The sequence below is a fragment of the Rhizobium oryzihabitans genome, from assembly GCF_010669145.1.
Classification (GTDB): Bacteria; Pseudomonadota; Alphaproteobacteria; order Rhizobiales; family Rhizobiaceae; genus Agrobacterium; species Agrobacterium oryzihabitans.
Genome location: NZ_CP048637.1, coordinates 13,657 through 37,481 on the forward strand (window position 1 = coordinate 13,657; position 23,825 = coordinate 37,481).

At 60.2% G+C, this 23,825-nt stretch carries 17 protein-coding genes and 5 pseudogenes; 10 read left to right on the forward strand and 12 right to left on the reverse strand.

All coding sequences use genetic code 11. From position 1 onward, the window contains the following. Positions 1-2 precede the first annotated feature (2 nt). Positions 3-752 (forward strand): hypothetical protein, encoded by a 750-nt coding sequence (locus G3A56_RS25770; protein ID WP_164056906.1) that lies wholly within the window; start codon positions 3-5, stop codon positions 750-752. Here the strand turns inward: G3A56_RS25770 and G3A56_RS25775 are convergent. From G3A56_RS25775 to G3A56_RS25790, 4 genes are all read right to left on the reverse strand, one after another. After that, a complete protein-coding gene (locus tag G3A56_RS25775) occupies positions 707-1,033 on the reverse strand; it encodes a hypothetical protein (protein ID WP_245462439.1) in 327 nt (108 codons plus the stop codon). The two genes, G3A56_RS25770 and G3A56_RS25775, sit on opposite strands and share 46 nt — an antisense overlap. After that, positions 1,030-2,238, reverse strand: a complete 1,209-nt coding sequence (locus G3A56_RS25780; protein ID WP_130521522.1) for an ABC transporter permease subunit — start codon at positions 2,236-2,238, stop codon at positions 1,030-1,032. The genes G3A56_RS25775 and G3A56_RS25780 overlap by 4 nt, the downstream gene beginning before the upstream one ends. 66 nt (positions 2,239-2,304) lie before the next feature. Next, a complete protein-coding gene (locus G3A56_RS25785) occupies positions 2,305-3,336 on the reverse strand; it encodes a transporter substrate-binding domain-containing protein (protein WP_130521524.1) in 1,032 nt (343 codons plus the stop codon). Positions 3,337-3,404: 68 nt separating this feature from the next. Further along, complete coding sequence (locus G3A56_RS25790; protein ID WP_130521456.1) at positions 3,405-3,998, reverse strand: recombinase family protein; 594 nt, start codon at positions 3,996-3,998, stop codon at positions 3,405-3,407. Between the two features lie 154 nt (positions 3,999-4,152). Here G3A56_RS25790 and G3A56_RS25795 point away from each other — a divergent pair, with 154 nt between their 5' ends. After that, positions 4,153-7,125 (forward strand): Tn3 family transposase, encoded by a 2,973-nt coding sequence (locus G3A56_RS25795; RefSeq protein WP_130521458.1) that lies wholly within the window; start codon positions 4,153-4,155, stop codon positions 7,123-7,125. A 288-nt stretch (positions 7,126-7,413) separates the two neighbouring features. Here G3A56_RS25795 and G3A56_RS25800 read toward each other — a convergent pair whose 3' ends face one another. Next, positions 7,414-8,367 carry a LysR family transcriptional regulator gene (locus G3A56_RS25800; protein WP_130521259.1) on the reverse strand — a complete coding sequence of 318 codons (954 nt, stop codon included), beginning with the start codon at positions 8,365-8,367 and terminating at the stop codon, positions 7,414-7,416. Positions 8,368-8,498: 131 nt separating this feature from the next. On the opposite strand from G3A56_RS25800, the gene G3A56_RS25805 reads away from it, so the two are divergent. From G3A56_RS25805 to G3A56_RS25835, 7 genes are all read left to right on the forward strand, one after another. After that, positions 8,499-9,776, forward strand: coding sequence for a serine hydroxymethyltransferase (locus G3A56_RS25805; protein ID WP_130521257.1), 1,278 nt, complete (start codon positions 8,499-8,501; stop codon positions 9,774-9,776). A 94-nt stretch (positions 9,777-9,870) separates the two neighbouring features. Continuing rightward, positions 9,871-10,764, forward strand: coding sequence for a bifunctional methylenetetrahydrofolate dehydrogenase/methenyltetrahydrofolate cyclohydrolase FolD (gene folD, locus G3A56_RS25810; RefSeq protein WP_130521255.1), 894 nt, complete (start codon positions 9,871-9,873; stop codon positions 10,762-10,764). Positions 10,765-10,784: 20 nt separating this feature from the next. Further along, entirely contained in the window at positions 10,785-11,681 is an 897-nt protein-coding gene (gene purU, locus G3A56_RS25815; protein ID WP_130521253.1) for a formyltetrahydrofolate deformylase, read from the forward strand. Between the two features lie 38 nt (positions 11,682-11,719). Continuing rightward, complete coding sequence (locus tag G3A56_RS25820; protein ID WP_130521252.1) at positions 11,720-12,970, forward strand: D-amino acid dehydrogenase; 1,251 nt, start codon at positions 11,720-11,722, stop codon at positions 12,968-12,970. A 51-nt stretch (positions 12,971-13,021) separates the two neighbouring features. Continuing rightward, the gene (gene dsdA / locus G3A56_RS25825) at positions 13,022-14,356 is read left to right on the forward strand and encodes a D-serine ammonia-lyase (protein ID WP_130521250.1); all 1,335 of its coding nucleotides are present in this window, start codon (positions 13,022-13,024) and stop codon (positions 14,354-14,356) included. 309 nt (positions 14,357-14,665) lie between these two features. Next, positions 14,666-14,944, forward strand: coding sequence for a type II toxin-antitoxin system ParD family antitoxin (locus G3A56_RS25830; protein WP_130521248.1), 279 nt, complete (start codon positions 14,666-14,668; stop codon positions 14,942-14,944). Positions 14,945-14,946: 2 nt separating this feature from the next. Continuing rightward, on the forward strand, positions 14,947-15,240 hold the full coding sequence (locus G3A56_RS25835; RefSeq protein WP_130521246.1) for a type II toxin-antitoxin system RelE/ParE family toxin: 294 nt from the start codon (positions 14,947-14,949) through the stop codon (positions 15,238-15,240). Positions 15,241-15,357: 117 nt separating this feature from the next. Here the strand turns inward: G3A56_RS25835 and G3A56_RS25840 are convergent, their stop codons facing one another. The 5 genes and pseudogenes from G3A56_RS25840 to G3A56_RS25860 form a co-directional block, all read right to left on the reverse strand. After that, the gene (locus G3A56_RS25840; RefSeq protein WP_130521244.1) at positions 15,358-15,696 is read right to left on the reverse strand and encodes a chaperone modulator CbpM; all 339 of its coding nucleotides are present in this window, start codon (positions 15,694-15,696) and stop codon (positions 15,358-15,360) included. Beyond that, positions 15,693-16,610 (reverse strand): DnaJ C-terminal domain-containing protein, encoded by a 918-nt coding sequence (locus G3A56_RS25845; protein WP_130521242.1) that lies wholly within the window; start codon positions 16,608-16,610, stop codon positions 15,693-15,695. The genes G3A56_RS25840 and G3A56_RS25845 overlap by 4 nt, the downstream gene beginning before the upstream one ends. Before the next feature lie 377 nt (positions 16,611-16,987). Then, positions 16,988-17,346: pseudogene (locus G3A56_RS25850) on the reverse strand (TraR/DksA family transcriptional regulator). Positions 17,347-17,651: 305 nt separating this feature from the next. Further along, positions 17,652-18,766 (reverse strand): annotated as a pseudogene (locus G3A56_RS25855) (ABC transporter permease). A 39-nt stretch (positions 18,767-18,805) separates the two neighbouring features. After that, positions 18,806-19,640, reverse strand: a pseudogene (locus G3A56_RS25860) (IS5 family transposase). A gap of 123 nt (positions 19,641-19,763) precedes the next feature. Between G3A56_RS25860 and G3A56_RS25865 the strand changes: the two are divergent. Next, positions 19,764-20,474, forward strand: a pseudogene (locus tag G3A56_RS25865) (aminotransferase-like domain-containing protein); the annotation flags it as partial. A gap of 180 nt (positions 20,475-20,654) precedes the next feature. Here G3A56_RS25865 and G3A56_RS25870 read toward each other — a convergent pair. Together G3A56_RS25870 and G3A56_RS25875 are read right to left on the reverse strand one after the other, a co-directional pair. Beyond that, positions 20,655-22,292 (reverse strand): choline dehydrogenase, encoded by a 1,638-nt coding sequence (locus G3A56_RS25870; protein ID WP_130521238.1) that lies wholly within the window; start codon positions 22,290-22,292, stop codon positions 20,655-20,657. A gap of 12 nt (positions 22,293-22,304) precedes the next feature. Then, positions 22,305-23,800: pseudogene (locus tag G3A56_RS25875) on the reverse strand (aldehyde dehydrogenase). Between the last annotated feature and the right edge of the window lie 25 nt (positions 23,801-23,825).

The window sequence follows — 23,825 nt, forward strand, 5'->3', positions numbered from 1 at the left end:
AAATGGAGACAGGCGAGAACTTTACGGCGCTGAACTATAGCGCCCATGCGATTGAGAGCATGAAAGAGGTCGTACAGCGTCTCCCCCCGCATTTTGTTCAGTCCATCAACGCGATCCGCATCGTCAGCGATATGCTTCGCAGATCAGTGAAATTTATCCTGCCCAACTGCGCAGAGCTGCTTGATCCGCTGCACGTATCGCAAGCGCACATAGACCTCCTGAAGCTCCCCTTCCCGCTCGTTGCTTTCGAAGCTCCTTGGCAGAAAACCGATGCAAAGGACGCGGGTTATCTCGATCACTACAAGTCAACCCGTCGCATTGCCCTTTGTTGGGAGCCAGGTGCAACGCCGCCGCAACTGGCGCATCTCAACGTCATCCTAGATCGCTTTCCGCAGGGAGGCGTCTTTATCCTTCCTATTTCATGGCTGGATGTCATCGAGACGTGGAATGTAGGTATCGGCGGGGCTTTCGTTCCCTACGAGAACAGCTTGGCAGCAGTCGATCAGGCTCAAGTCAGCCCTTTGAGCGCCCGCGCGATGGAAGCCCTTAACAGCGCCGGTTTGCTGCCCAAAAAGCCGCAGCAGTTTGCAGCAGAGCCGTTCATTCTTCAGCCGGAGCATTTCGAAGCGGTCATTGCGAGAAGCGACCGTGAAACCGGATTCGCGAACATAATGAACGACACGAGGGATGAAGGTATGGCCGTGGTTCAAGCGTGTGCAGTCCTCAACTGCGAAAACGTAGCGACAGCGTGATATTTCCTGAATGCGAACACGCATCCGAGCCCCGCACCAACCATGGCAGCGACGATCATGATCGCGACCCAAGCGCGCCATGCCTGATCGGCTGGGAAGATACCGATCATGAGCACGCGCTGGCTCCGCGGAATGATATCCCATTGCGCTACCGTCAATGCCCAGCGGACGATCTGCCAGATGAGCCAGAGAACACCGGGGATGACCGTAAGAGACAGAAGGGCGTCGAACGGTTTGCCGAACAGGTTGTACCGCGACCATTTCAGGGAATTGGCGATCATCGCGAGGCTCCACGTTTGGTCATGCGGCGGTCGGCCCAGCCGACGGCGGCGCTTATGGCCCAGCTGAGGATCAGATAGGACATCATCACGATCACGATGCCTTCGAGGCTGTGACCGGTCTGGTTGGCAATGGTGCCGTAGATGTTGAAGAGTTCGGGATAGCCGATGGCGATGCCCAGCGCCGTGTTCTTCGCCAGGCTGATATACTGGTTGCCGAAGGACGGCAGCACGACGCGGAAAACCTGCGGCAGGATGATATCGTTGACCGCGTCCCGGCTTGTCAGGCTGAGCGAGGCCGCGGCCTCCCATTGCCCCTTCGGCAACGCGTCGATGGCGCCGCGCACGATCTCCGCGATGTAGGAAGCACTGTTGACGACGATGGCGAGGAGGAGCGCGGCCATTTCAGGGCTCATGCTCGAGCCGCCGCGCGCCTGGAACTTCGAGGCGACGGGCACGTCGAGGCCCAGGATGCCGGTCGAGAACATGATGCCGGCAAGCAAGACTACCGCGCCGGCGCAGATCCAGCGGACAGACTTGTGGCGGTCGAAAATCAGGCCGAGGAGCGCAACCCAGAATGCGGTCGCGGTTCCGATGGCGAGCGTCGAATCCCCTCCCTGCCAGGTGGGCACGGGGAAATAGAGGCCCTGCTGGCTGATCACGACGCCATAGAACTTGGCGGCGGCGGCGATCGGCGGGAAATGCAGGACAACGGCGAAGTACCAGAAGACGAGCTGGATCAGGAGCGGCGTGTTGCGCACGAACTCCACGCACCAGAAGGAGAGATTGCGCACCACCCAGTTCGTCGAGAGCCGGCCGACGCCGAGCATCGTACCGAGCACGGTGCTGAGCACGATGGCGAGGACGGCGACCTTGATCGTGTTGAATATGCCTGCGACGAAGGCCTGCGCGATCAGGCGGTCCGACGTGAAATCCGTGAAGGCCGGCCAGAAGCCGCCGTCGAAGACGAAGGTCTTGCCTTCGCTGATGTCGAAGCCGGCGGCATCCCAGAGGAACGAGAAGCTGAATTTGATCCCGTGACGGGCAAGCCCTTCCTTTACCGCATAGGCAAAGAGGACCACCAGGACGACAGCAGCCGCGATGATGGCGAACTGGGTGGCGTCGTACCGTATCCGGTTGCGCCGGCGGCGGGCCAGAACGTCATCGTCAGCCGCATTTCCGGGCGCGTTCGCTTGGTGCACAGTCATGTCGAGATACCAGAACCGAGGAAGGGACTGGGGCGGCGTGCCGCCCCGGTCCGGTCATGGGGAAGATCAGTTCCAGAGCGGCGAGTAGATCGAGCCACCCTGCGACCACTGGGCGTTCGGCGTGCCCTTGCGGTCGAGGAACATCTTGGTGTTCGGCCCGAGGTTACGGTCGTAGATCTCGCCGTAGTTGCCGGTAGCCTTGATCGCCTGCGCGACGAAGTCGTCCGGAAGGCCGAAGTCCTTGCCATAGCCGCCGCCGACGCCGAGGAACTTCTGGACGAAGGGATCTTCGCTCTTCAGCTTCTCCTCGAGATTTGCCTGGGTAATCTCGGATTCTTCAGCCTGGAAGAGACCGTAGGTGATCCAGCGCAGCGCGTTGCGCCACTTGGAATCGTTCGCCGCGACGAAGCCGCCGAAGGGCGACTTGTCGAGCGTGTCGGGCAGGATTAGGTAGTCGTCGGGCTTCGGCGAATTGCCGGCCCAGGCGGCGAGCGCGGACTTGTCGGTGCTCATCGCGTTGCAGCGGCCGGAATTGAGGGCGGCGAAAAGCTTTTCGAGGTTTTCGTAGGTCAGAACCTTAGAGCCTTCCCAGCCGCGTGCCTTGAAGGCGCTGGTTAGGACCGTCTCGGTCACGGAGCCCTGCGTCGTGCAGAAGGTGGCGCCGTCGAGATCGGCGAATTCCTTGACGCCGGAATCCGTCTTCACCATGATGCCCGTGCCATCGTAGAAGTTGATCGGCAGGAAATCGATGGCGATCGAGGATTCGCGCGCCGGCTTGATGGTCGTGTGCGCGAAGACGACGTCGACCTGGTTGGTGAGCACTGCGTCGAAGCGGCTCTTGTCCGTGACGGTGACGAACTTGACCTTCGAGGCATCGCCGAGAACGGCGGCCGCGACGGCGCGGCAGAAATCGACGTCGAGACCTTCCATCTGGCCGGTCGTCGTGTTGAGGTAACCGAAGCCGGGCGCCGTGTTGTCCGTGCCGCAGTTCAGCGTACCGCGTTCCTTCACCGTATCGAGGACGGAGGCCGATGCGTGACCTGCGGTAAGAGCGAGACCAGCAAATGCGCCGGCCGTGAGAAGCTTGATCATTTTCATTGCGTTCCCCTGTGAATATCGCGAGCGCCCTGCAAGGGGTCGGAACAAGATCTGTTCAAAATCCTGCGCTAAGGTCGAACGGATCGTGAACCCTCGTCTCGAACCCGCATAATGGTTTGACGACTGGTCATGAATTTCCTGGCGATCGCTGAAACGCTCATCCCAGTTGCGAGATCGTCGCGCACATCCTGCTTCTGTTTGTCGCTGAGCGTCGAGGGGCGGCCGAGGGCCTTTCCTTCCGATTTGGCGCGCTTGAGACCGGATTGCGTCCGCTCGATCAGCAAATCGCGCTCGAACTGGGCGACGGCGTTGAGCACGGTCATGGTCATCGTGCCGGCCGAGCTGGTGAGATCTGCGCCGCCGAGCGCAAGGCAATAGACGCGCACGCCCATTTCGGCCAGAGCCTTAACCGTGGTGCTGACGTCGATCGCATCGCGGCCGAGGCGATCAAGCTTAGTCACGATTAGAACGTCGCCGGACTCCAGCTTGTCCATAAGCCGGGAAAAGCCGCGGCGCTGCGCAATGGCGGTGCTGCCGGAAATCGTCTCGGTGACGATCCGGCGCGGCTCGACCTGAAAGCCGGCGGCTTCGATTTCCTGAATCTGGTTTTCGGTGGTTTGCCCGATCGTGGAGACGCGGACATAGGCAAAGGTGCGTGGCATAGGTCGAATTTCGTCCGAATAGGATGTCCGAAATATCCCGCCTGTTCAAAAGCATGTCAAGATAATTTGTGGACAGGCTGTTTTGCCCCTGTACGAAATCGACCGTTTCCGTACAGAGGATTGGCCACCAGCGTATGTTGTAAGGAGTAAAACGGTGGCCCGGCGGACCCTTCTCAAGCCTCAGGATCGACAGGAGCTTTTCGACGTTCCAACCGACGAAGACAGCCTGATCCGCCATTATTCCCTATCGCCGGCCGATCGACTTGAAATCGAGATTCGCCGACGCGAGCATAATCGGCTTGGCTTTGCGGTGCAGCTCTGCCTGATGCGCTATCCCGGCCGCGCGCTCATGGCCAACGAAGCACTCCCAAAGGCGATGCTCCACTATGTTGCTGAGCAAATCGGCGCCGACCCTGCTTCATTCGAGTGGTATGCCCGTCGTGAAGAGACGCGCATGAACCACGTCGCGCATCTGCTCGGTTATCTGGAAATGAGGACACCGGCCGCAGATGATCGTCGTGCGGCGTTGCTGGCAGCCATCGAGGCCGCCTCAACAACAGATAAGGGAGCGCCGATCGCAAAAGCGATCATTACCGCGTACCGGGAGCGCCGGGTTCTCCTGCCGGCGGTGAACATGATGGAACGCATGGGCTTGGCAGCGCGTGCCATTGCACGCCGTCGCGCTGAGCGCGCGCTGATCTCGGATCTCGATTCGGAAAAGCTCGAAACCCTAGATGCCCTGTTAGGCGTTGATCCGGCGATCGGACAGACGCGCTATCATTGGCTGCGTTCTGCTCCAGACGCACCGGGAGCGGGGAACCTGGTCGGCTTGACGGAGCGTATCGCCTTCGTGCGCTCGCTGGGGATTGATCCCCGTTTACAGGCTCGCATTCCTTCCGGGAGATGGGACCAGATGATCCGTGAGGGGGAGGCAACGCCAGCCTGGCTTGCCAGTGACTTCAGCGCCAACCGTCGCCGCGCGACAATCGTTGCGCAGGTCATTAAAGTCGGCCAGAAGCTTACCGACGACGCGGTGATGATGTTCATCAAGCTGATGGGCCGGCTGTTCTCTCAGGTCAACAACCGGAAAAAGCAGCGCCACATGAACACCCGCGTGGAAACATCCAAGGCACTGCGACTATTCCTTGATACGATTTTGGCGCTGCAGGCCGCCAATGATGCCGACGAAGACGCGATCGAGATGGTAAATCGGAAAGTCGGTTGGCATAGGCTGCTGCAGATCAAGCCTGGTCTCGAGGCGATGGTGGAAAGCAGCGACGCTTCGCCTTTGGTGCTGGCCGCTGAGCAACATGGGAATATCCGCAAGTTCGCAGGAGCCTTCCTTCAGGCGTTCACGTTCCACTCGCGTCGCCGACACGATCCGCTGCTCGCGGCGATCGCGACTCTGAAAATGCTTTATGTGGAAGGGCGTCGCATCTTGCCGGATCGCGTGCCCGTCGGCCATCTGGGAGCGACCGAGAAAAAGTTGATCTTCGAGGATGGAAAACCGGATCGGCGGCTTTACGAAATCGCGACGCTTACGCATTTGCGAGACCGACTGAATTCGCGAGACGTCTGGGTCGAGGGTAGCCGGTCATTCCGGCCGATAGACGAACATCTCATGCCGAAGCCGGCCTTTGTCGCCCTGAAGGAGGAAAATGAACTCGGCCTCGGTGTCCCGAGCGACGGTGCGGCTTGGCTCGCGGAAGTTCGCCAGATGATGGATGTCAACCTCAAACGGTTGGCTTGGCGAGCCCGTTTCGGGAAGCTCGATGGCGTCAGAATGGAAGACGGCACACTGATCGTGACGCCACATGCAAGCGACGTTCCCGCCGCGGCGGAAGCTCTCAACGCCGAAATCACGGAAATGTATCCGCTGGTCGAGGTGCCGGACCTTCTCAGGGAAGTGCATGAATGGACCGGATTTGCCGACCAGTTTACCCATGTCCGGACGGGAGATGCGCCGCAAAACATCGCCGCTATGCTGGCCGGCGTTTTGGCGGATGGCACCAATCTCGGCCCGAAGCGTATGGCGGGAGCCTCCAAGGGTATCAGCGCCCACCAGATCGGCTGGATGCGCAGCTTCCACGCCCGCTCGGAAACCTATCGGGCCGCGCAGGCGTGCGTCACCGATGCCCACACGCGGCATCCGCATTCGCAAATTTGGGGCGACGGAACGACCGCGTCGTCTGATGGGCAATTCTTCCGCGCCAGCGACAGGGCCGCCAAGCGCAGTGACATCAACCTGCATTATGGCAGCGAACCGGGATCGAAATTTTACAGCGGGCTTTCTGACCAATACGGCTATTACAGCATCCTGCCGATCAGCCCGACCGAGAGCGAGGCCGTCTATGTGCTCGATGGCCTATTCGACCACGACACGATCCTCGACATCGAGGAACTGTTCACCGACACCGGCGGTGTCAGCGATCAGCTCTTCGGGCTTTTCCCCATCGTCAACAGGCGCTTCTCGCCTCGCATGCGTAATCTCAAGGACCGGAAATTCCATACGTTTGAGAAAGCGGATGCCTATCCGGAGCTGGCTAAACACATTGGTGTGCCGATCAATTCCGATCTCATCCTGGAGCATTGGGACGAGTTCTTGCGTCTTGGCGTATCGATCACGACACGAACCGTTGCACCATCGACCATCCTGAAGTGGTGCTCATCGTCAAAGTCCAGTGATCTCGCCAAAGCCTTGCGCGAGCTCGGCCGTATTGAGCGTACCTTGTTCATGATCGAATGGTATTCAAACCCGGCCTTGCGCCGGCGCTGCCAGGCCGGGCTCAACAAGGGCGAAGCCGCCCACAAGCTCAAACGCGCTGTCTTCTTCCACGAGCGCGGCGAAATACGGGATCGATCCTTTGACAGCCAGGCGTTCCGTGCTTCGGGGCTAAACCTCGTGGTCAGCGCCATCGTTCATTGGAACACCGTCTATCTCAGTCGCGCGACGGCACACTTGCGCCAGCGGGGTCGGCATATTCCCGACGAGCTGCTGAGGCACATCTCACCGCTCAGCTGGGAGCACATAAATCTCACCGGCATCTATTCCTGGGACACCGAACAACAGTTGCCCGAAGGCTTCAGGCCCCTGCGGCTTCCCGGCCGAATCCTCCGAGCGGCGTGACGTTCACCGTTCGTTCGACCTTAGCGCAGGATTTTGAACAGATCTTGTTCCGACCCCTGCAAGCGGATGCAGAGCCCGGTTCTCATGCCGAGAGCTGATTTGGGCGATAGGGCAACAGCGGCTCTTGCCGTTCTGTAGCTGATGTTCCCGCCATTGGCCTAAGTTCGCATCGGTACTTGTTGCGAACCCTTATCAATCGACAGGGGGACGATAGGAATGCGCTATGTTCAGGTCTACTTAATTTTCCTGTAGTAACTCTTTAGCAAAACTGTTTCGTTATCACGACTATCAGACTCCAGGGATATCTGCCGCGCTCTGCAGCCCGGCATTTGCCATCGGCAGGCGATAATGTGTGCCGATCCTGCCGTTTACCTCTTTGATGAACGCTTGCACTGCAGGGCTGCGCTTCTCCCCTTTGCGGAAAGCCAGCGAGATCTTGCGGCGAATCTCCGGCTCGAGTTTGCAGACCCAGACATCTTCCAGGTCATAGCTCGCCCGCAGGCCGGGCAAGATCGATATTGCATAACCGTCGCGTATAAGTGCGATCGTCACCTCGAACCCCTTGCACCGTGCAACGATGTTCGGCGTAAAACCAGCCTCCTGACACGCATCGGTAATCATGCGGTTATAGGCGGAAGAGGCCGTATCGAGCGCCCAACGCTCGTCGCGCAGTTGGTGCAACATAACGGTCGGCTGCTCTGCCAGGGCGTGGGTCTGCGAGACCATCACGTTGAAGACATCCTCCATCAGAGGGATTGTCTCGATATTGGGGTCGATGGCGCCCGCAGGAACGTTCAGATCGTCGATGATCGCAATATCCGTTTGCCAGCTGCGAAGCGCCGCCAGGCTTTCTGCGGGTTCCAGTTCATCGAACTGCACCGTGAGGTGTGGATGTGCACGGTGGAGTTCATGAATAGCGCCAGCCACCACGGCCGATGCGACCGATGGGAACGCCGCCACACGTAGCTCACCGGCAATCACCTTCTTCAGTTCCGCAATGTCGGCGCGCGCCGATTCCAGCTCGATAAGAATGCGCTCTGCACGCTCCACGAGCTGTTTGCCGGCCGGCGTAAGCTCAACACCCCGGCCACGACGCTCAATAAGCGCGATGCCCACCTCCTGTTCGAGCAAAGCGATTTGTTGCGAAACCGCCGACGGCGAGACGTAGAGCGCCTCGGCGACTGCCGCCATGGTCTTGCGGATCGAAAGTTCGCGCAGGGCGCGCAGGCGGGCAAGATCCATAATCTCCTCCTCAAGCTGACAACAAATGATTAGCAAATCAGAACGTACATGCAAATATTATTAACTTTTTCTGGATCGAAGCCGTCGCTAGCCTTTCTCCAAGCCCTCATACCCTTCCGCGGAGACAGGTCATGACCGAACAGACAAACGCCCACTTCAATTCGCCGGTGCACGAATTCGACCCGATCGTCGCTCAGGCGCTCGAGAACGAACGCGCCCGCCAGCAGAACCAGATCGAGCTGATCGCCTCGGAAAACATCGTCAGCCGCGCCGTTCTCGACGCACTCGGCCACGAGATGACCAACAAGACGCTCGAAGGCTATCCTGGCAACCGTTTCCATGGCGGCGGCCAGTTCGTTGATGTCGTCGAGCAGGCGGCCATCGACCGCGCCAAGGAACTCTTCGGCTGTGCCTATGCCAACGTCCAGCCGCATTCCGGCACGCAGGCAAACCTTGCCGTCTTCTTCCTGCTGATGAAGCCGGGCGAAAAGGTCCTGTCGCTCGACCTCGCCGCCGGCGGCCACCTGTCTCACGGCATGAAGGGCAACCTTTCGGGCCGCTGGTTCGAGGCGCACAACTACAATGTCAACTCGCAGAACGAAGTCATCGACTACGACGAGATGGAGCGCATCGCGGAAGAGGTTCGCCCGAAGCTCCTGATCACCGGCGGCTCGGCCTATCCGCGTGAACTCGACTTCGAGCGCATGGCGAAGATCGCAAAGAAGGTCGGCGCCTATTTCATGGTCGACATGGCGCATATCGCCGGGCTGGTCGCCGGCGGGGCCCATCCCTCCCCCTTCCCGCATGCGGATATCGTCACCTGCACGACCACGAAGACGCTTCGCGGCCCGCGCGGCGGCCTCATCCTCACCAACAACGAGGAATGGTTCAAGAAGCTGCAGGCCGCCGTCTTCCCCGGCGTGCAGGGCTCGCTGCACAGCAACGTGCTTGCAGCCAAGGCGATCTGCCTCGGCGAGGCGCTGCGCGACGATTTCAAGACCTATGCGCATCAGGTGAAGGCGAATGCCAGGGTGCTGGCCGAAACGCTGGCGGACCGCGGCGTGCGCATCGTTTCGGGCGGCACGGACACGCATATCGTCCTGCTCGATCTCTCCAGCAAGGGCCTTAACGGCAAGCAGGTCGAAGACGTGCTCGCCCGCGCCAACATCACCTCGAACAAGAACCCGATCCCGGGCGACAGCCCGCGTCCCGCCGAATGGGTCGGCATGCGTCTCGGCACGTCGGCGGCGACGACGCGCGGCCTGAAGGAAGCCGAATTCAAGGCGCTGGGCAACGCCATCGCCGACCTCATAGAGGCGGAAGCGGCCGGCAAGGCGGATGATGTCGTCGAAGGCGCGAAGGCGACGGTGGCCAAGCTGACGGCGACCTTCCCGGTCTACGCGCACTAGGCGAAGACTTCCCACGAAGCGAAGGCGCACCCTCCTGCATAGTGCGCCTTCCAGGCCCCTAAGCGGGCATCGAGTGACGCAAAAGGGGAATATCATGGGAATGGATAGAATCACGGACGGCGCGATCATCGACGGCAAGAAGTTCGCGGCCGGCTTGCTCGAAAACGTCGCCAAGGACGTTGCCCGGCTGAAAGAGGCGACCGGCACCGTGCCGGGCCTTGCCGTCGTCCTTGTCGGCGCAGATCCCGCCAGTGCCGTCTATGTGGGCTCGAAGCACCGCCAGACGGTCGCCGCCGGCATGAATTCCTTCAAGCACGAGCTTGCGGCCGACACGACGCAGGACGAGCTGATGGCGCTGATCGACCGGCTGAATGTCGATCCCGCCGTGCACGGCATTCTCGTGCAACTGCCGCTGCCCGTCCATCTCGATGCCAACGCCGTCATCCAAGGCATCAATCCCGACAAAGATGTCGACGGCTTCCATATCTCCAATGCCGGGCGCCTTTCGACCAGCCAGCCGGCATTGGTGCCCTGCACGCCGCTCGGCTGCCTCATGCTGCTGAAGGACCGGCTCGGCGAAAACCTCTCCGGCCTCCATGCCGTGGTGATCGGCAAATCCAACATTGTCGGCAAGCCGATGGCGCAACTGCTGCTTTCGGAAAACTGCACGGTGACCGTCGCCCATTCGCGCACGAGGAACACGCCGGAGCTTTGCCGCACTGCCGATATCCTCGTCGTCGCGGTCGGTCGGCCCGGTCTCGTGCGCGGTGACTGGATCAAGCCTGGGGCGGTGGTCCTCGACGTCGGCATCAACCGCGTGGAGATCGACGGCAAGTCGCGCATCGTCGGCGACGTCGCCTTCGAGGAGGCCCGCCACGCTGGTGCCATCACGCCGGTTCCGGGCGGCGTCGGCCCCATGACCATCGCCTGCCTCCTCGCCAATACGCTCACGGCCTTCCGCCGCCAGCACTCCGTCCATATCGACTGACCGACCCGAAGGGATCGCCAATGTCCGCTCTTCCCAATCGTTACGCCCTGCGCGTCGCCTGCCCCTCCATCCGGGGCGTGACCGCCGCAATCGCGACCTACCTGTCCACCAATGGCTGCAACATTTCCGACAGCGCCCAGTTCGACGACAAGAGCACCGGCCGCTATTTCATGCGCGTCAGCTTCCAGTCCGAGGAAGGCCGCACGCTGGAGCACCTGCGCGAGGGCTTCGCCGAGATCGCGGCGACTTACGAGGCGGAGGAGGAATTCTTCGACGAGACGGCCAAACGCAAGGTGATCCTCATGGTCTCGCGCTTCGGCCATTGCCTCAACGACCTGCTCTACCGCTGGAAGATCGGCGCGCTGCCGATCGACATCGTCGGCGTCGTCTCCAATCATTTCGACTACCAGAAGGTCGTGGTGAATCACGACATCCCCTTCCACCACATCAAGGTGACGAAGGAGAATAAGCCGGAAGCCGAAGCCGAGCAGATGCGCATCGTCGAGGAGACAGGCGCAGAACTCATCGTGCTCGCCCGCTACATGCAGGTTCTCTCCGACGAGATGTGCAGGAAGATGTCCGGCCGCATCATCAACATCCACCACTCTTTCCTGCCGTCCTTCAAGGGTGCGCACCCCTATAAGCAGGCTTTCGAGCGCGGCGTGAAGCTGATCGGCGCGACCTCGCACTATGTGACCGCCGACCTCGACGAAGGCCCGATCATCGAACAGGACATCGTGCGCGTGACACATGCGCAGTCGGCGGACGACTACGTCAGCCTAGGCCGCGATGTCGAAAGCCAGGTGCTCGCCCGTGCCATTCACGCCCATATCCATGGCCGCGTGTTCATCAATGGCAACAAGACCATCGTCTTTCCGCCCTCTCCCGGCTCTTTCGTATCCGAACGGATGGGTTGAACACTCGTGTCGGGTCTCGGCAGAATCTCGGGTAAACCATGAAAGTTATCGTTCTCGGCGCCGGCATCATCGGCGTCACCTCCGCCTACCAGCTTGCCAAAGCGGGGCATGAGGTCACGGTCGTCGATCGCCAGCCCGGCCCGGCGCTGGAAACGAGCTTCGCCAATGCCGGCGAGGTCTCCTTCGGCTATTGCTCGCCCTGGGCCGCGCCTGGCATTCCCGTGAAGGCGATGAAATGGCTGTTCATGCAGCACGCGCCGCTGATCCTGCGGCCCAAGGTCGACATGGCGATGCTGTCCTGGATGACGCAGATGCTGCGCAACTGCACCTCCGCCCGCTATGCGCTCAACAAAAGCCGCATGCTGCGCCTTGCCGATTACAGCCGCATTTCGCTGGCGGCGCTGCGCGAAGAGACGGGTATTGCCTATGACGAGCGCATGCAGGGGACGCTGCAACTTTTCCGCACCGAGGCTCAGCTCGATGCCTCCGCCAAGGACGTCAAGGCGCTCGCCGCCGACGGCATTCCCTACGAAGTGCTCGATCCCGAGGGCTGCATCCGCGTCGAACCCGCACTGAAGCACGTGCGCGAGAAGATTGGCGGCGGCCTCCTGACGCCGAAGGACGAGACGGGCGACTGCTTCAAATTCTCCAATGTGCTGGCCACAAAGGCCGCGGCGCTCGGCGTCACCTTTAGATTCGGTAGCATCATCCGCGGCCTGGATGTGGAAGGCGGCCGCATCCGCGGCGTCGTCACCGCCCATGGCACGCTCGATGCCGATGCCGTTGTCGTCGCGCTCGGCAGCTTCTCGCCGCTCCTGGTACGCCCGCACGGCATTCGCCTGCCGGTCTATCCGGTCAAAGGCTATTCGCTGACCATCCCAATCACCGACGCCTCGCGCGCACCGGAATCCACCGTGATGGACGAGACATACAAGATCGCCATCACGCGCCTCGGCGACCGCATCCGCGTCGGCGGCATGGCGGAAATCTCCGGCTACACCAACGATCTCGGCGAGCGCCGCCGCCTGACCCTGCAGCACTCCGTCACCGACCTCTTCCCGGGTGGTGATGTGTCGAAGGCAAGCTTCTGGTCGGGCCTTCGACCGATGACGCCGGATGGCACGCCAGTCATCGGCCCGACCAAGGTCACCGGCCTCTTCCTCAACACTGGCCACGGCACGCTCGGCTGGACCATGAGCTCGGGCTCCGCCCGCGTCGTCGCCGACCTCGTCTCCGGCAAGGCGCCCGAGATCGACGCCAGGGACCTTGCAGTCGCGCGATACGCCTGACCCAATCAACCGGGATATGCACAGCCTCCCCTCCCCAGACAGGATCACAACATGGCTATCCAACTACCCGACAATCCATCCCGAGCCGATTTGCTTGCAGCCCGCCCGACGCTCTGGATCAACCCGAACTATAAGGACAATGCGATTGGGGACGCCTCGCTTCCCGTACGGCCGTCGGATATAGACGAGGCACATGCTAACTGGCGGAGGCTGGCTTCCCTACTCGAGGCCTGTTTTCCTGAACTGAAACCTGCAAAGGGCGAAATCCGCTCCGATCTTGTCCTGCTGGACGAGATGCGTGACGCACTCGGCTATGACAGCGCTGATTTCGGCACCATCTTTGTGAAGGCAGACAACGCCCTTCCCGTTGCCGGCTCGATCAAGGCACGCGGCGGCGTCTACGAGGTCTTCCTCCTCGCCGAACAACTCGCGATACGGGAAGGTCTCCTGCAGGACGGAGAGGACATCCGCCGCCTCGCCGAAGCCGACGCGAGAGCGTTCTTCTCGCGCCACACCATCGCTGTCGGCAGCACCGGCAATCTCGGACTCAGTGTCGGGGTTGCTGCTCGCGCCCTCGGTTTTAGCGCGACGGTTCACATGTCCTCCGACGCCAAGCCCTGGAAGGTGGAGCGGCTGCAACGGCTCGGGGTAGAGGTTATCAAGCACTCGGCCGACTATACGACAGCCGTCGAAAATGCCCGTATCGTCGCGGAGCGCGATCCGACGATCTATTTCGTCGACGATGAGCAATCCAGGCACCTTTTCCTCGGCTACAGCGTCGCGGCGCTAGAGCTTGCCGAGCAGCTACAGGCCAATGGCGTCAAGGTCGATGCTGAGCATCCCCTGTTTCTCTACCTGCCGTGCGGAATCGGCGGCGCGCCGGGCGGCGTAGCATACGGCGCCAAGACGGTCTTCGGAGACAATGTGCATTGCTTCTTCGTGGAGCCGGTTCAATCGCCTTGTGCCCTCGTTCATCTCCTGAGCGGCTCCGAGGAGCTTGTCTCCGTGTATGATGTCGGCCTCACAAACCGGACGGAGGCGGATGGCATGGCAGTCGCCCGCATGTCTGCCTTCGTCGCCGCCGTCATGCGGGAGATGTTGGCAGGCGTGTTCACCGTCGACGACGCCTCACTGTTCAAGTGGCTTTTGAAAGCGCACGAGAGCCAGAACCTACGCCTCGAACCGTCCGCCGCTGCAGGCTTCGCCGGTCCGGATTTCATTGTCCGGCATGCTCAGGGTAAAGAGTTCTGTAGGCGGCGGCGGGTTGATGAGCACCTCGCCCGAGCAACACATGTCGTTTGGACGACCGGCGGGTCCTTTGTGCCGGAGGAGCAGTTTCAGGAATTCCTTCGCATCGCGAAAGACCTGGGACACGCGAGCCCATAAAAGCGTTGTAGGCAGAGCCCGGCACCGCGCGGGGCTCTGCTTCTGGGTCACGGTTCTCTCCGCACGGCAAGGCTGCTAGTTCAATCAGTCAGTTGCTGTCGGGAAGGTTGGTAGCGGCTAAAGCCGCAGGACTATTGGAATATCACAACTCCAAATTTAGCGCCTTGATGAGATTCGAACCGCGGGCCACCTCGGCCGGCAAGCCGACGCGGAAGAGAATCAAGTAGTTGCCCGAGCTGGACATATCGGCATCTTGCCTCCGGTACGCTAATCGCATACCATGGACGTGAAGAGAAAAAGGCTTTTACGATGACGACGGTTGAAAAGATTACCATTGCATTGACGCCTGAGATGGCGGGATTTGTGCGAAGCGCGGTCGATGCTGGCGAATATGCGTCGACTAGCGAAGCCATCCGCGACGCCGTGCGTGAGTGGAAGGAAAGACGGGATTTGCTTGGTTATACAGTCGAGGATCTGCGAGCGCTTGTTCATGAAGGCATCGACAGCGGTCCGAGTTCGCGGTCTACGATGGCAGAGGTGAAAGCTGCCGCGCGCCGTCGCTTTGAATCTTCACAACGCGAAAGCTAAATGTGCTTTCTATTGTCCGCACGGATCGTGCCGATGAGGACCTGATCGAAATATGGTCCTACATTGCCGTTGAAAACATAGTCGCAGCTGATCGAGTTCTCGATGCAATTGAGGCGCGCTGGCAGCATCTCGCACGACATCCGTACTCGGGAATGGCGCGCGACGACATTGCCCCGGGTATTCGGCATCTGGTCTCAGGCGAGTATCTAACTCTTTACCGGCTCACTGGCAGCGCAGTCGAAATCATCCGCGTGCTGCACGGGCGCCGGAAGATTTCCTCCCAAGTCGTTGTTTAAGGGATCGCTTGTCAGCGTGGCTACGAGCACGAAATCATCCAAGCGACATCGCACGCGTGGCATAACGCCTATTTTATGGAACTGTGAGGGGGAGCCTCGATTAAGCAGCCACGGCAACTAACTCTGTTCATCAGTATTGCTTAGCTCAAATGCCTCAAGAATTGCCGCCTGCACCGACTTATCCTGTGTGACCACAGCAGCTGTCAGTTTCAACAGGCGTTGGCGCGCCTGGTGGAGCTGATCGACCAAGGAGACTACGATCGGGAGAGAATCTGCGTTGACCTCCAAATCATAATGCAGGGTGCAGATCAGCCGGATACGTGCGTATTCCATCTCCGAAAACACCAAATCTCCGCCATCTTCCTGGGGCGAGATCAATGCCTCCCGGATCCACGCGTCGAGATCGTTTCGCTGAAGATCACTTATCTGCTCGACAATTTCATCAACGCGCATCATTTCAGCATCTCCTTGCGGGGCTCATCCACGTTCTTCGGCTGCCAACTCTCCAGAAATTTTGCCAACTCGGGCTCCTCGCCAGCAGGCAGTACGACTTTCAGGGTGATGAGCTGATGTCCGCGATTGCCGGATTTGCGGTCGAGAACTCCCTTGTCACGCAGTCGCAGCGTCTGACCGGTGTTTGCGCCTTTCGGAATCTTCATCGAGACCGGGCCATTGATCGTCGGCACGGTGATTCGTGCGCCAAGTGTCGCTTCTTTTAGCGTGACGGGTACGTCTACATGGATATTGTCATCCTTGCGATGGAAGAACGGGTGCGGTTCGATATGCAATTCAACAAAGGCGTCACCTGCCGGCCCGCCGCCAAAGCCGGGCATGCCTTGGCCTTTCAGCCGTAACATCTGCCGGTCGGCTGCGCCCTCCGGGATCGACACACTCAGCGTCTTTCCTTCGGGCAATGTGATGGTGCGAACGGCGCCATTGACCGCGTTCATGAAGCTAACTGGCAGTACATAACTCACATCCTGTCCTCGCGCCCGGAATGTGCCCTGTGCCCGCTGCGCGCCCCCGCCAAAAGCGCGCGCCAGGAAATCCTCCAGATCATCATTGCTGGCAAAGCCATCCTGCGCTGCGTGGGAGCCGCGGTGTGATCCATCGGCGAAATCGCGGTAGTAGCGCTGCTGGGCTTTTTCCGCACCACTGGCATCTATCTCGCCTGCATCGAACCGCCGACGCTTGTCCTTGTCCTTGAGCAGGTCGTTTGCCGCCGAGATCGCCTTGAATCTATCCTCAGCCGTCTTGTCGTCCGGATGCAGATCAGGGTGAAACTTGCGTGCTAGTTTCTTAAACGCGTCCCTGATTTCCTTGTCGGTCGCAGTACGAGCTACACCGAGTGTCTCATAAGGGTCATTCATGCAGTGATCCCACCTCATCCGCCTCTTGAAATCATTCAGCATGGTTTGGGGCGCGAAAGACACGCCACTCACTCATGCTTCTACAACCGTGATCCGGCGCCCTCTGCACCTTCGAGCCGCACCAGTACGGTCACGAATTATCTGCCGCGAATGCTGGAAGTGCTGGAAGCTATCTCGAATGTTGTCCGCTCCGGTGGATAACCATTGACCTGGCTGTCATCACCCGCAATTTTTCATCGGTCCCGACCGAATTCCGATTCGTACCTCGATGGATCGAGCCGTCAACAGGGGATTCTATCCTAGATCTACTTTCAGCCTAACCAACAGAGGTTCGGCACCCACACACCGGAATTGCCAATGACGAGGCGATGAATGCTCTAGCGAAGTTGGAGCGAACGCGCGCAAGCCTGACAAAACGGCGTGTGCGGGACGACATCAATCCGTTCATCACTTATCGCGCGGCCGCACTTGACGCATAAACCGAAGGCGCCCTCTTTCATCCGATCAAGGGCGGCTTCTATGGCAAAAGCTCCTTTTGCCCGGTCTTTGCCAGCTCCTCTAGCACCTCGTCGTTGTTGCGTTCTACGGCACGATCATCGTCGTCTCGGTTCCGAGGCTGTTAAAAATCATCCTCAATCTTTGCCAGACGCGTTTGCAGCTGCTGCTGTTGGTGGACGAGGATTTGCCTATACTTCGCTTCGCGCTGCTCCAGATGCTTGGAGGAATATCTCGCCATGGTGGCCGCTCGAACTTTGATGCTAGAAGATCGAATTTACATGTCGTCGGGCGCCACTGACATTGATCATGATCAAAAGGGTGGATCAGTACAGTGTATCTTCCGGCGCGGCGGGAATCGCGAAATAATCCTGAAGCGCAGTGACCATCGATCGCGATGAGCGGCTTTCGCCTTCGCCACCTGGCAAAACCGCCATTGATGACGACGGCACGGCAGGTAGTTGGCGTTAGTCGCGCGCGATGGCCCTCCATAGGCAATGACGTCGCCACCCCATGAACCGAGAGACGCCGCGGTTCAGGAAGAACTCACTCTCGAAGATAGCGCCGGAACTGGCTAAGCGAGAAGACGAACAGCGCCACTCCGATGATGAGCATCGCCAGGAGCTGCGGCCAAACCACATCGAGTCCTGCCCCCGAAAGAGAACGGACTGCGCTAACATGACAAAATGCGTGTTGGGTGCAGCAAGCATGATGAACTGGATGACCTCCGGCATGCTTTCGCGAGGGGTGACGCCGCCAGATAGCAGTTGCAACGGCATCAGCACCATCATCAGCAATAGTCCGAATTGCGGCATTGAGCCGGCTATGGTGGCAAGGAAGATGCCGAGGCAGGTCATGGCGAAGATGTCGAGCGCGGCGCCGGCCAGGAATAGGATTATCGAGCCGTTGACCGGCACGGCAAGCAAACCTTCAACCACAAACACAAGGGAAAAAGTGGCGGCCGTCAGAACCACAAGGCTCATCGCCAGGACCTTGCTCATCATGATCTCGAACGCGGTCACCGGCATGACCAGGAGGTGCTCGATGGTGCCGTGCTCTCGCTCGCGGATGAGCGCAGCACCAGTCAGCACGATCGACAGCATGGTGATCGAGGTGATGACGTCGCTGATCGCGCCGAACCATCCCTTGTTGAGCTCGGGGTTGAACCGGGCGCGCAGATCAAGGGCGACCGGCAGGACGGTTTGCGCACGATGGCCGGCTAGGAATTCGCCGACCTCGCCAGAGACGATCGACTGCACATATCCCCCGCCGGTGAAGGCTTGCGACATGCGTGTCGCATCTATGTTGAGCTGGAGGGTCGGCGCGCGGCCGGCGAGGAGATCGCGCTGAAAATTCGGCGGAATGTCGAGAGCGAACGTGTCGAGGCCGGCATCCATGCGGCTGTCCATTTCCTCAATTGAAATGAGCGACGGCGCCAGGAAATATGGCGGATAGAAGGCGCTGGCGATACGCGTCGACACGGCCGAGCGGTCCTCGTCAACGATGGCGATCGGCGCCCGGTTGAGCGTTTCCGGCATCGCCTTGGAGGCCGTGTAGATCGCAGCCGTGAAAGCGTAGACAATCAGCACCAGAAGCACCGGATCGCGCAAAAGGCCGCGCAGTTCCTTTATGCCGAGATGGAGGATGTTCGCCGCCCGCATCAGCGTGCCTGCTTTCTAAGAGTCGGTCCGGAAAGTTATTCAGTTTGAACAGAGCCTTCTCAGCATGAGGCGAATGGATGCCAATTTGAGGAAGGCGAGTGCGTTGCGTGACATGTTTTCGAAGTCCTTGGCCAGCCTGCGGCAACGTCCCAGCCACGCGAAGGTCCTCTCAACCACCCAACGTCTCGGCAAGACCTCGAAGCCTTTGGCAGTATCGGAGCGCTTGACGATTTCGGTCGCAAGGCCCGGCATGGCCTTCTTCTGCCCTTGGCAAAGACAGGTCCCTGATAGCCGCCATCGGCGAACAGCCTTTTCAGGAACGGGTACCTCCCAAACAGCGTCTTCAAGACCAGCACGCCACCGTCACGATCCTGGATGTCGGCCGGGTGAACCAGGGCATGAAGCAGCAGCCCTACCGTATCGACGAGGATGTGGCGCTTCTTGCCCTTGATCTTCTTGCCCGCATCATACCCGCTCGGGTCGATGCAGATCCCCCTTTTTCGGCGCTTTTAACGCTCTGGCTATCGATGATGCAGGCGGTGGGACTGGCCTCACGATCCATCGCCTCGCGGCATTTCACATAGAGTTCATCGTGAAGACGGCCGAGTGTGCCGTCCCAGTTCCAAAGGTCGAAATAGTCGAACAACGTGCTCTTGGCCGGCAGGTCTTTCGGAACGGCGCGCCACTGGCAGCCCGTGCTCAGCACATACAGCAGGCCGTTGACGACCTCGCGAACATTGACCTCACGTCGGCGCCCGCCACGCTTGGCTGGAGGGATCAACGGCTCCACCAGAGCCCATTCCGCATCCGTCAGATCACTCGGATAGCGCAATCCATCGCGCTTGTATTTTCCACGGTTCGCTGTCGTCCACATCGCTGCCTTGCCCGAAAAGAATCATCTCAAAGCCAGGGAATCATAACCGACTCAGATTACGCAACTTCTTTCCGGACCGACACTGATGCCTGGCGGCGACCTCTCATAGTCGAGCAGATCATGGCCGCGCCGCCGGCAAGGGCGGTCTACCTGACGCCTTCCCACCAGTTCCCCACCGGCACGACGCTGGCGCTCGAGCGCCGTCTTGCCCTGATCGAATGGGCGGCCCGGCATCAGGCCTGGATCATGGAGGACGATTACGACAGCGAATTCCATTATGCCGGCAAGCCGACGGCCTGCGTGCAGGGTCTCGATCCGCACGACCGGACGATCTATATCGGCACCTTCACCAAGTCGCTGTTTCCGGGTCTGCGGATCGGTTATGTCGTGCTGCCGCCGCAGCTTGTGAAGCCGATGACCGTCGCACGCACATTGCTGGATGGACATACGGCGCCCATGGCGCAATTGACGCTTGCCCGCTTCATGGAAGGCGGGCATTTCGGCGCGCACGTCCGCAGCATGCGCGGCATCTATGCCGAACGCCTCGACGTGCTGGCCGGCCAAGTGGGCAGACACCTGGCGGATTTCATCGAGCCGCGCATTCCGGCCGGCGGCCTGCAGATGCCGTGCGTCCTGACCGCCGATCTATCCGAGCGCGCGGCCATCGATGCCGCGCGACGAGTGGGGATCGACATCCTCGGCCTGTCGGCGCTCCATGCTGCCAACGATCCGCAAGCCGGCTTCCTGATGGGCTTTGCCGCCTACACGCCGGCCGAGATCGAGGTGGCTGTCAGGAGGTTGGCGGAGGCGTTCCGGACGATAACGCGCGAATGACCGGATGGATTGAGTATATCACCGCAATACAACAAGCGTATGGAGACCATTCGATTCCGGCCCGAGCCGCAAAAAGGAAAACATGCTAAAGTCATCGCGCAGGATTTCATGCGACTGGACGCCCTTGAAATCGTCAGTCCCCTTTATCGCGAGCTCGTGGAACTCACACGGCGGCCGGCTTCAATGCCGGCCGGTATAAAAGGAGGAGTTCTGCGGCGGCAGTTGCCGGCCGAGAATGGCGTCGGCGATCTTCTCGCCGATCATGATCGTTGGCGCATTGGTATTGCCCGTCGTCAGCGCCGGCATCAGTGACGCATCGGCGATGCGCAACCCGCTCACGCCGTGTACGCAGCCGTCTTGATCGGTCACAGCCATCTCGTCGTTGCCCATCCGGCAGGTCGCGACGGGGTGGTAAGCGGTTCCGGCATTCTGACGAATCCAGGCAGCAAGATCCTTGTCGGAAGAAATGTCAGCGCTGGGCGTGACCTCCCGTCCGCGAAGCGGATCCCACGACTTCTGGCGGATGATCTCGCGTGTCTTTTTCACACCCTCGATCATCTCGTTGAGATCGGCATCCTCGGTCAAGAAGCCGATCTCGATTTTCGGGGCGGCCTTCGGATCGGCAGAGCGGAGCGAGACGCGACCGCGGCTCTTGGGACGCATGACACTGGTGAAATACTGAAAGCCGTCGAGCACCCTCGCCTCGCCACGATAGAATTCGCCGATCATCGGGAGGAATTCGTGCTCAATGTTCGGATAGGACACCGTGTCATTGCCACGGAAAAATGCTCCGACTTCGAAATAGTTGCTCGCGCCGAGCCCGGCCTTGGTCAACAGCCAGCGCAACCCGACGAAAGGCCGCCCCAATTTCGAGAGCTGTTTTGTCGGCGACACCGACTTGGTTGTCGTATACTGGATAGCCACGGCGACATGGTCCTGGAGATCCCGGCCAACACCGGGTAGATGGACCCTGCACGCGATGTCATGCGCCTTGAGCGTATCGGTATCGCCGATGCCGGAGAGCATCAGTATCTTGGGAGTATCGAACGCACCGGCGCTCAGCACAACTTCCTTTCCGGCCATCGCCTTTTTCACGACACCGCCAATCTCGTATTCGACACCCTGTATTGTGCTGCCATCCATGATCAGCCGCGTCACGGTCGCACCGGTCACGATGGCGAGATTGCGCCGCCCCTCGGCCGGACGCAGATAGGCAACTGCCGTGCTCTCGCGGACGCCGTTGCGAACCGAGGCTTGGGCGCGGTTGACGCCCTCCTGCTGGAAGCCGTTTTGGTCGGTGCTGAGCGGCAGGCCGAAATCCTGCCCTGCAGCAAGAAAGGCCTCGTAGAGCGGGTTTTCGGCACGGCATTGGTGCACATGCAGCGGGCCAGTCGCACCACGGTATTCGTTACCGCCCTTCTCGAAGGTTTCCATCTTCTTGAAGTAAGGCAGGACATGCGCATAGGACCACTTCGGCAATCCCCTCGCCGCCCAACCTTCGTAATCGAGCGGGTTGCCCCGCACGAAAACCATGCCGTTGATAGATGACGAGCCGCCCAGCACCCGGCCGCGATGCTGGTCGCTTATTCGCCCATTCAGTCCGGGCTCGGGCTCGCTCTTGTAGGCCCAGTTGTACTTCGTGCTTTCGAGTGGCAGGCCCAGTGCCGCCGGCATCCGCATGATGATCGAGCCGTCGCGTGGTCCCGCCTCGAGCAGCAGCACGCTGCGCGTGCCGTCCTCGGTCAGGCGGTTGGCGACCACGCAGCCGGCCGACCCCGCGCCGACGACGATATAGTCGTAGTTTGAGTTCTTCCCCATATCCGTCATTGCCTACCTCAATTGCATCCAGATCGTCTTGAACTGGAGATACTGGTCATGCGCCAGCATGGATTTTTCGCGCCCGCCAAAGCCCGACTGCTTGTAACCGCCGAATGGCACGGCCTGATCGCCTTCCGAGAAGCAGTTGACCGAGACCGTTCCGGCGCGGATGGCGCGGGAGACCTTATGGGCGATGTGCAGATTGTTGGTATAGAGCTGCGCGGCCAGACCATATTTCGTGTCGTTCGCGATCGCGACCGCTTCCTCGACGTCATTGAACGTGATGGTCGACAGCACGGGGCCGAAAATTTCCTCCTGGGCAATGGTCATGCTGTTGGCGACGCCATCGAACACGGTCGGCTCGATGAAGTAGCCGCCGGTCTGTTCGAGGATACGGTTGCCACCGAGCGCGACCAACGCGCCCTCGCGCTTGCCGGCCTCGATATAGCCCAACACCCGCTCCATGTGCTTCTGCTCGATCATGGCGCCCATCTTGGTGTCTTCAGCAAAGGGATCGCCAACCTTCCACGTCTTGAAATTCTCGATGACGGCTTCGAGCAGACGGTCCTTCATGCCGGCATGAACCAGCAGCCGAGAGCCTGCACTGCAGTTCTCGCCCTGGGAGAACAGGATGCCAAGAGCGATCTGTTCCACGACAGGACCTAGATCGTCGATATCGTCCATGACGATGACAGGGCTCTTGCCCCCAGTTCCAGCAGCACGCGCTTGAGATTGGATTCAGCGGCATATTTGAGGAAATAGCCACCCACTTCCGTCGAACCTGTGAAGCTCAGGCAATCGACGTCGCGATGGCGGCCGAGCGCCTGTCCGGATGTCTCGCCATAGCCTGGCAGGACATTTATCACACCATCGGGGATGCCGGCCTCTGCCGCAAGGGCGGCAAGCCTGAGGGCCGTGAGCGGCGTCTGCTCGGCCGGCTTGATCACGATGGAGTTGCCGCCAGCAAGCACCGGACCGATCTTCACCGCGGTAATCGCGAGGGGGAAGTTCCAGGGGATGACAGCGCCGACGACGCCGATGGGCTCGCGAACCACCATCGAGACGATATCGGCGGAGGTGGGCGAAACGGCGTCATAAATCTTGTCTATCGCCTCGGCATGCCAGCGCAGCGTGGCAATCGCGTCCGGCACGTCGGCATTGAGCGCATCGAGGACAGGCTTGCCTGTGTCGAGGCATTCGAGGACGGCGAACTCTTCCTGATGCTTCTCGACCAGATCGGCAAGCCGCAGCAAGGCGACTTTGCGATCGCGCGGAGCGAGATTGCGCCAACTGCCCTTGTTGAAGGCGGAGCGTGCAGCCGCAACGGCGCGATCCACGTCCTCACGGTCGGTTTCGGCGACCGAGGCAACGACCTTGCCGGTGGCCGGGTTGATTGTATCGAAGGACTTGCCGCTGGCGGAATCGACAAAGCGGCCATCGATGAACGCCTTCGTTTCCGGTCTAATGGTTTCGGCCAGCCGGGCGAGCTCTTGAGCGGTGGACGACATGCTTGTTCCTTTCTTCTTGATGATT

Excerpts from the sequence above, each read along its gene's own strand:
- G3A56_RS25870 (WP_130521238.1), bottom strand. The coding sequence starts at position 22,292 with ATGGGGAAGAACTCAAACTACGACTATATCGTCGTCGGCGCGGGGTCG.
- G3A56_RS25770 (WP_164056906.1), top strand. The coding sequence starts at position 3 with ATGGAGACAGGCGAGAACTTTACGGCGCTGAACTATAGCGCCCATGCG.
- G3A56_RS25840 (WP_130521244.1), bottom strand. The coding sequence starts at position 15,696 with ATGATGCGCGTTGATGAAATTGTCGAGCAGATAAGTGATCTTCAGCGA.
- G3A56_RS25785 (WP_130521524.1), bottom strand. The coding sequence starts at position 3,336 with ATGAAAATGATCAAGCTTCTCACGGCCGGCGCATTTGCTGGTCTCGCT.
- G3A56_RS25775 (WP_245462439.1), bottom strand. The coding sequence starts at position 1,033 with ATGATCGCCAATTCCCTGAAATGGTCGCGGTACAACCTGTTCGGCAAA.
- dsdA (WP_130521250.1), top strand. The coding sequence starts at position 13,022 with ATGGCTATCCAACTACCCGACAATCCATCCCGAGCCGATTTGCTTGCA.
- G3A56_RS25805 (WP_130521257.1), top strand. The coding sequence starts at position 8,499 with ATGACCGAACAGACAAACGCCCACTTCAATTCGCCGGTGCACGAATTC.
- G3A56_RS25800 (WP_130521259.1), bottom strand. The coding sequence starts at position 8,367 with ATGGATCTTGCCCGCCTGCGCGCCCTGCGCGAACTTTCGATCCGCAAG.
- folD (WP_130521255.1), top strand. The coding sequence starts at position 9,871 with ATGGGAATGGATAGAATCACGGACGGCGCGATCATCGACGGCAAGAAG.
- G3A56_RS25780 (WP_130521522.1), bottom strand. The coding sequence starts at position 2,238 with ATGACTGTGCACCAAGCGAACGCGCCCGGAAATGCGGCTGACGATGAC.
- G3A56_RS25845 (WP_130521242.1), bottom strand. The coding sequence starts at position 16,610 with ATGAATGACCCTTATGAGACACTCGGTGTAGCTCGTACTGCGACCGAC.
- G3A56_RS25830 (WP_130521248.1), top strand. The coding sequence starts at position 14,666 with ATGACGACGGTTGAAAAGATTACCATTGCATTGACGCCTGAGATGGCG.
- G3A56_RS25790 (WP_130521456.1), bottom strand. The coding sequence starts at position 3,998 with ATGCCACGCACCTTTGCCTATGTCCGCGTCTCCACGATCGGGCAAACC.
- purU (WP_130521253.1), top strand. The coding sequence starts at position 10,785 with ATGTCCGCTCTTCCCAATCGTTACGCCCTGCGCGTCGCCTGCCCCTCC.
- G3A56_RS25820 (WP_130521252.1), top strand. The coding sequence starts at position 11,720 with ATGAAAGTTATCGTTCTCGGCGCCGGCATCATCGGCGTCACCTCCGCC.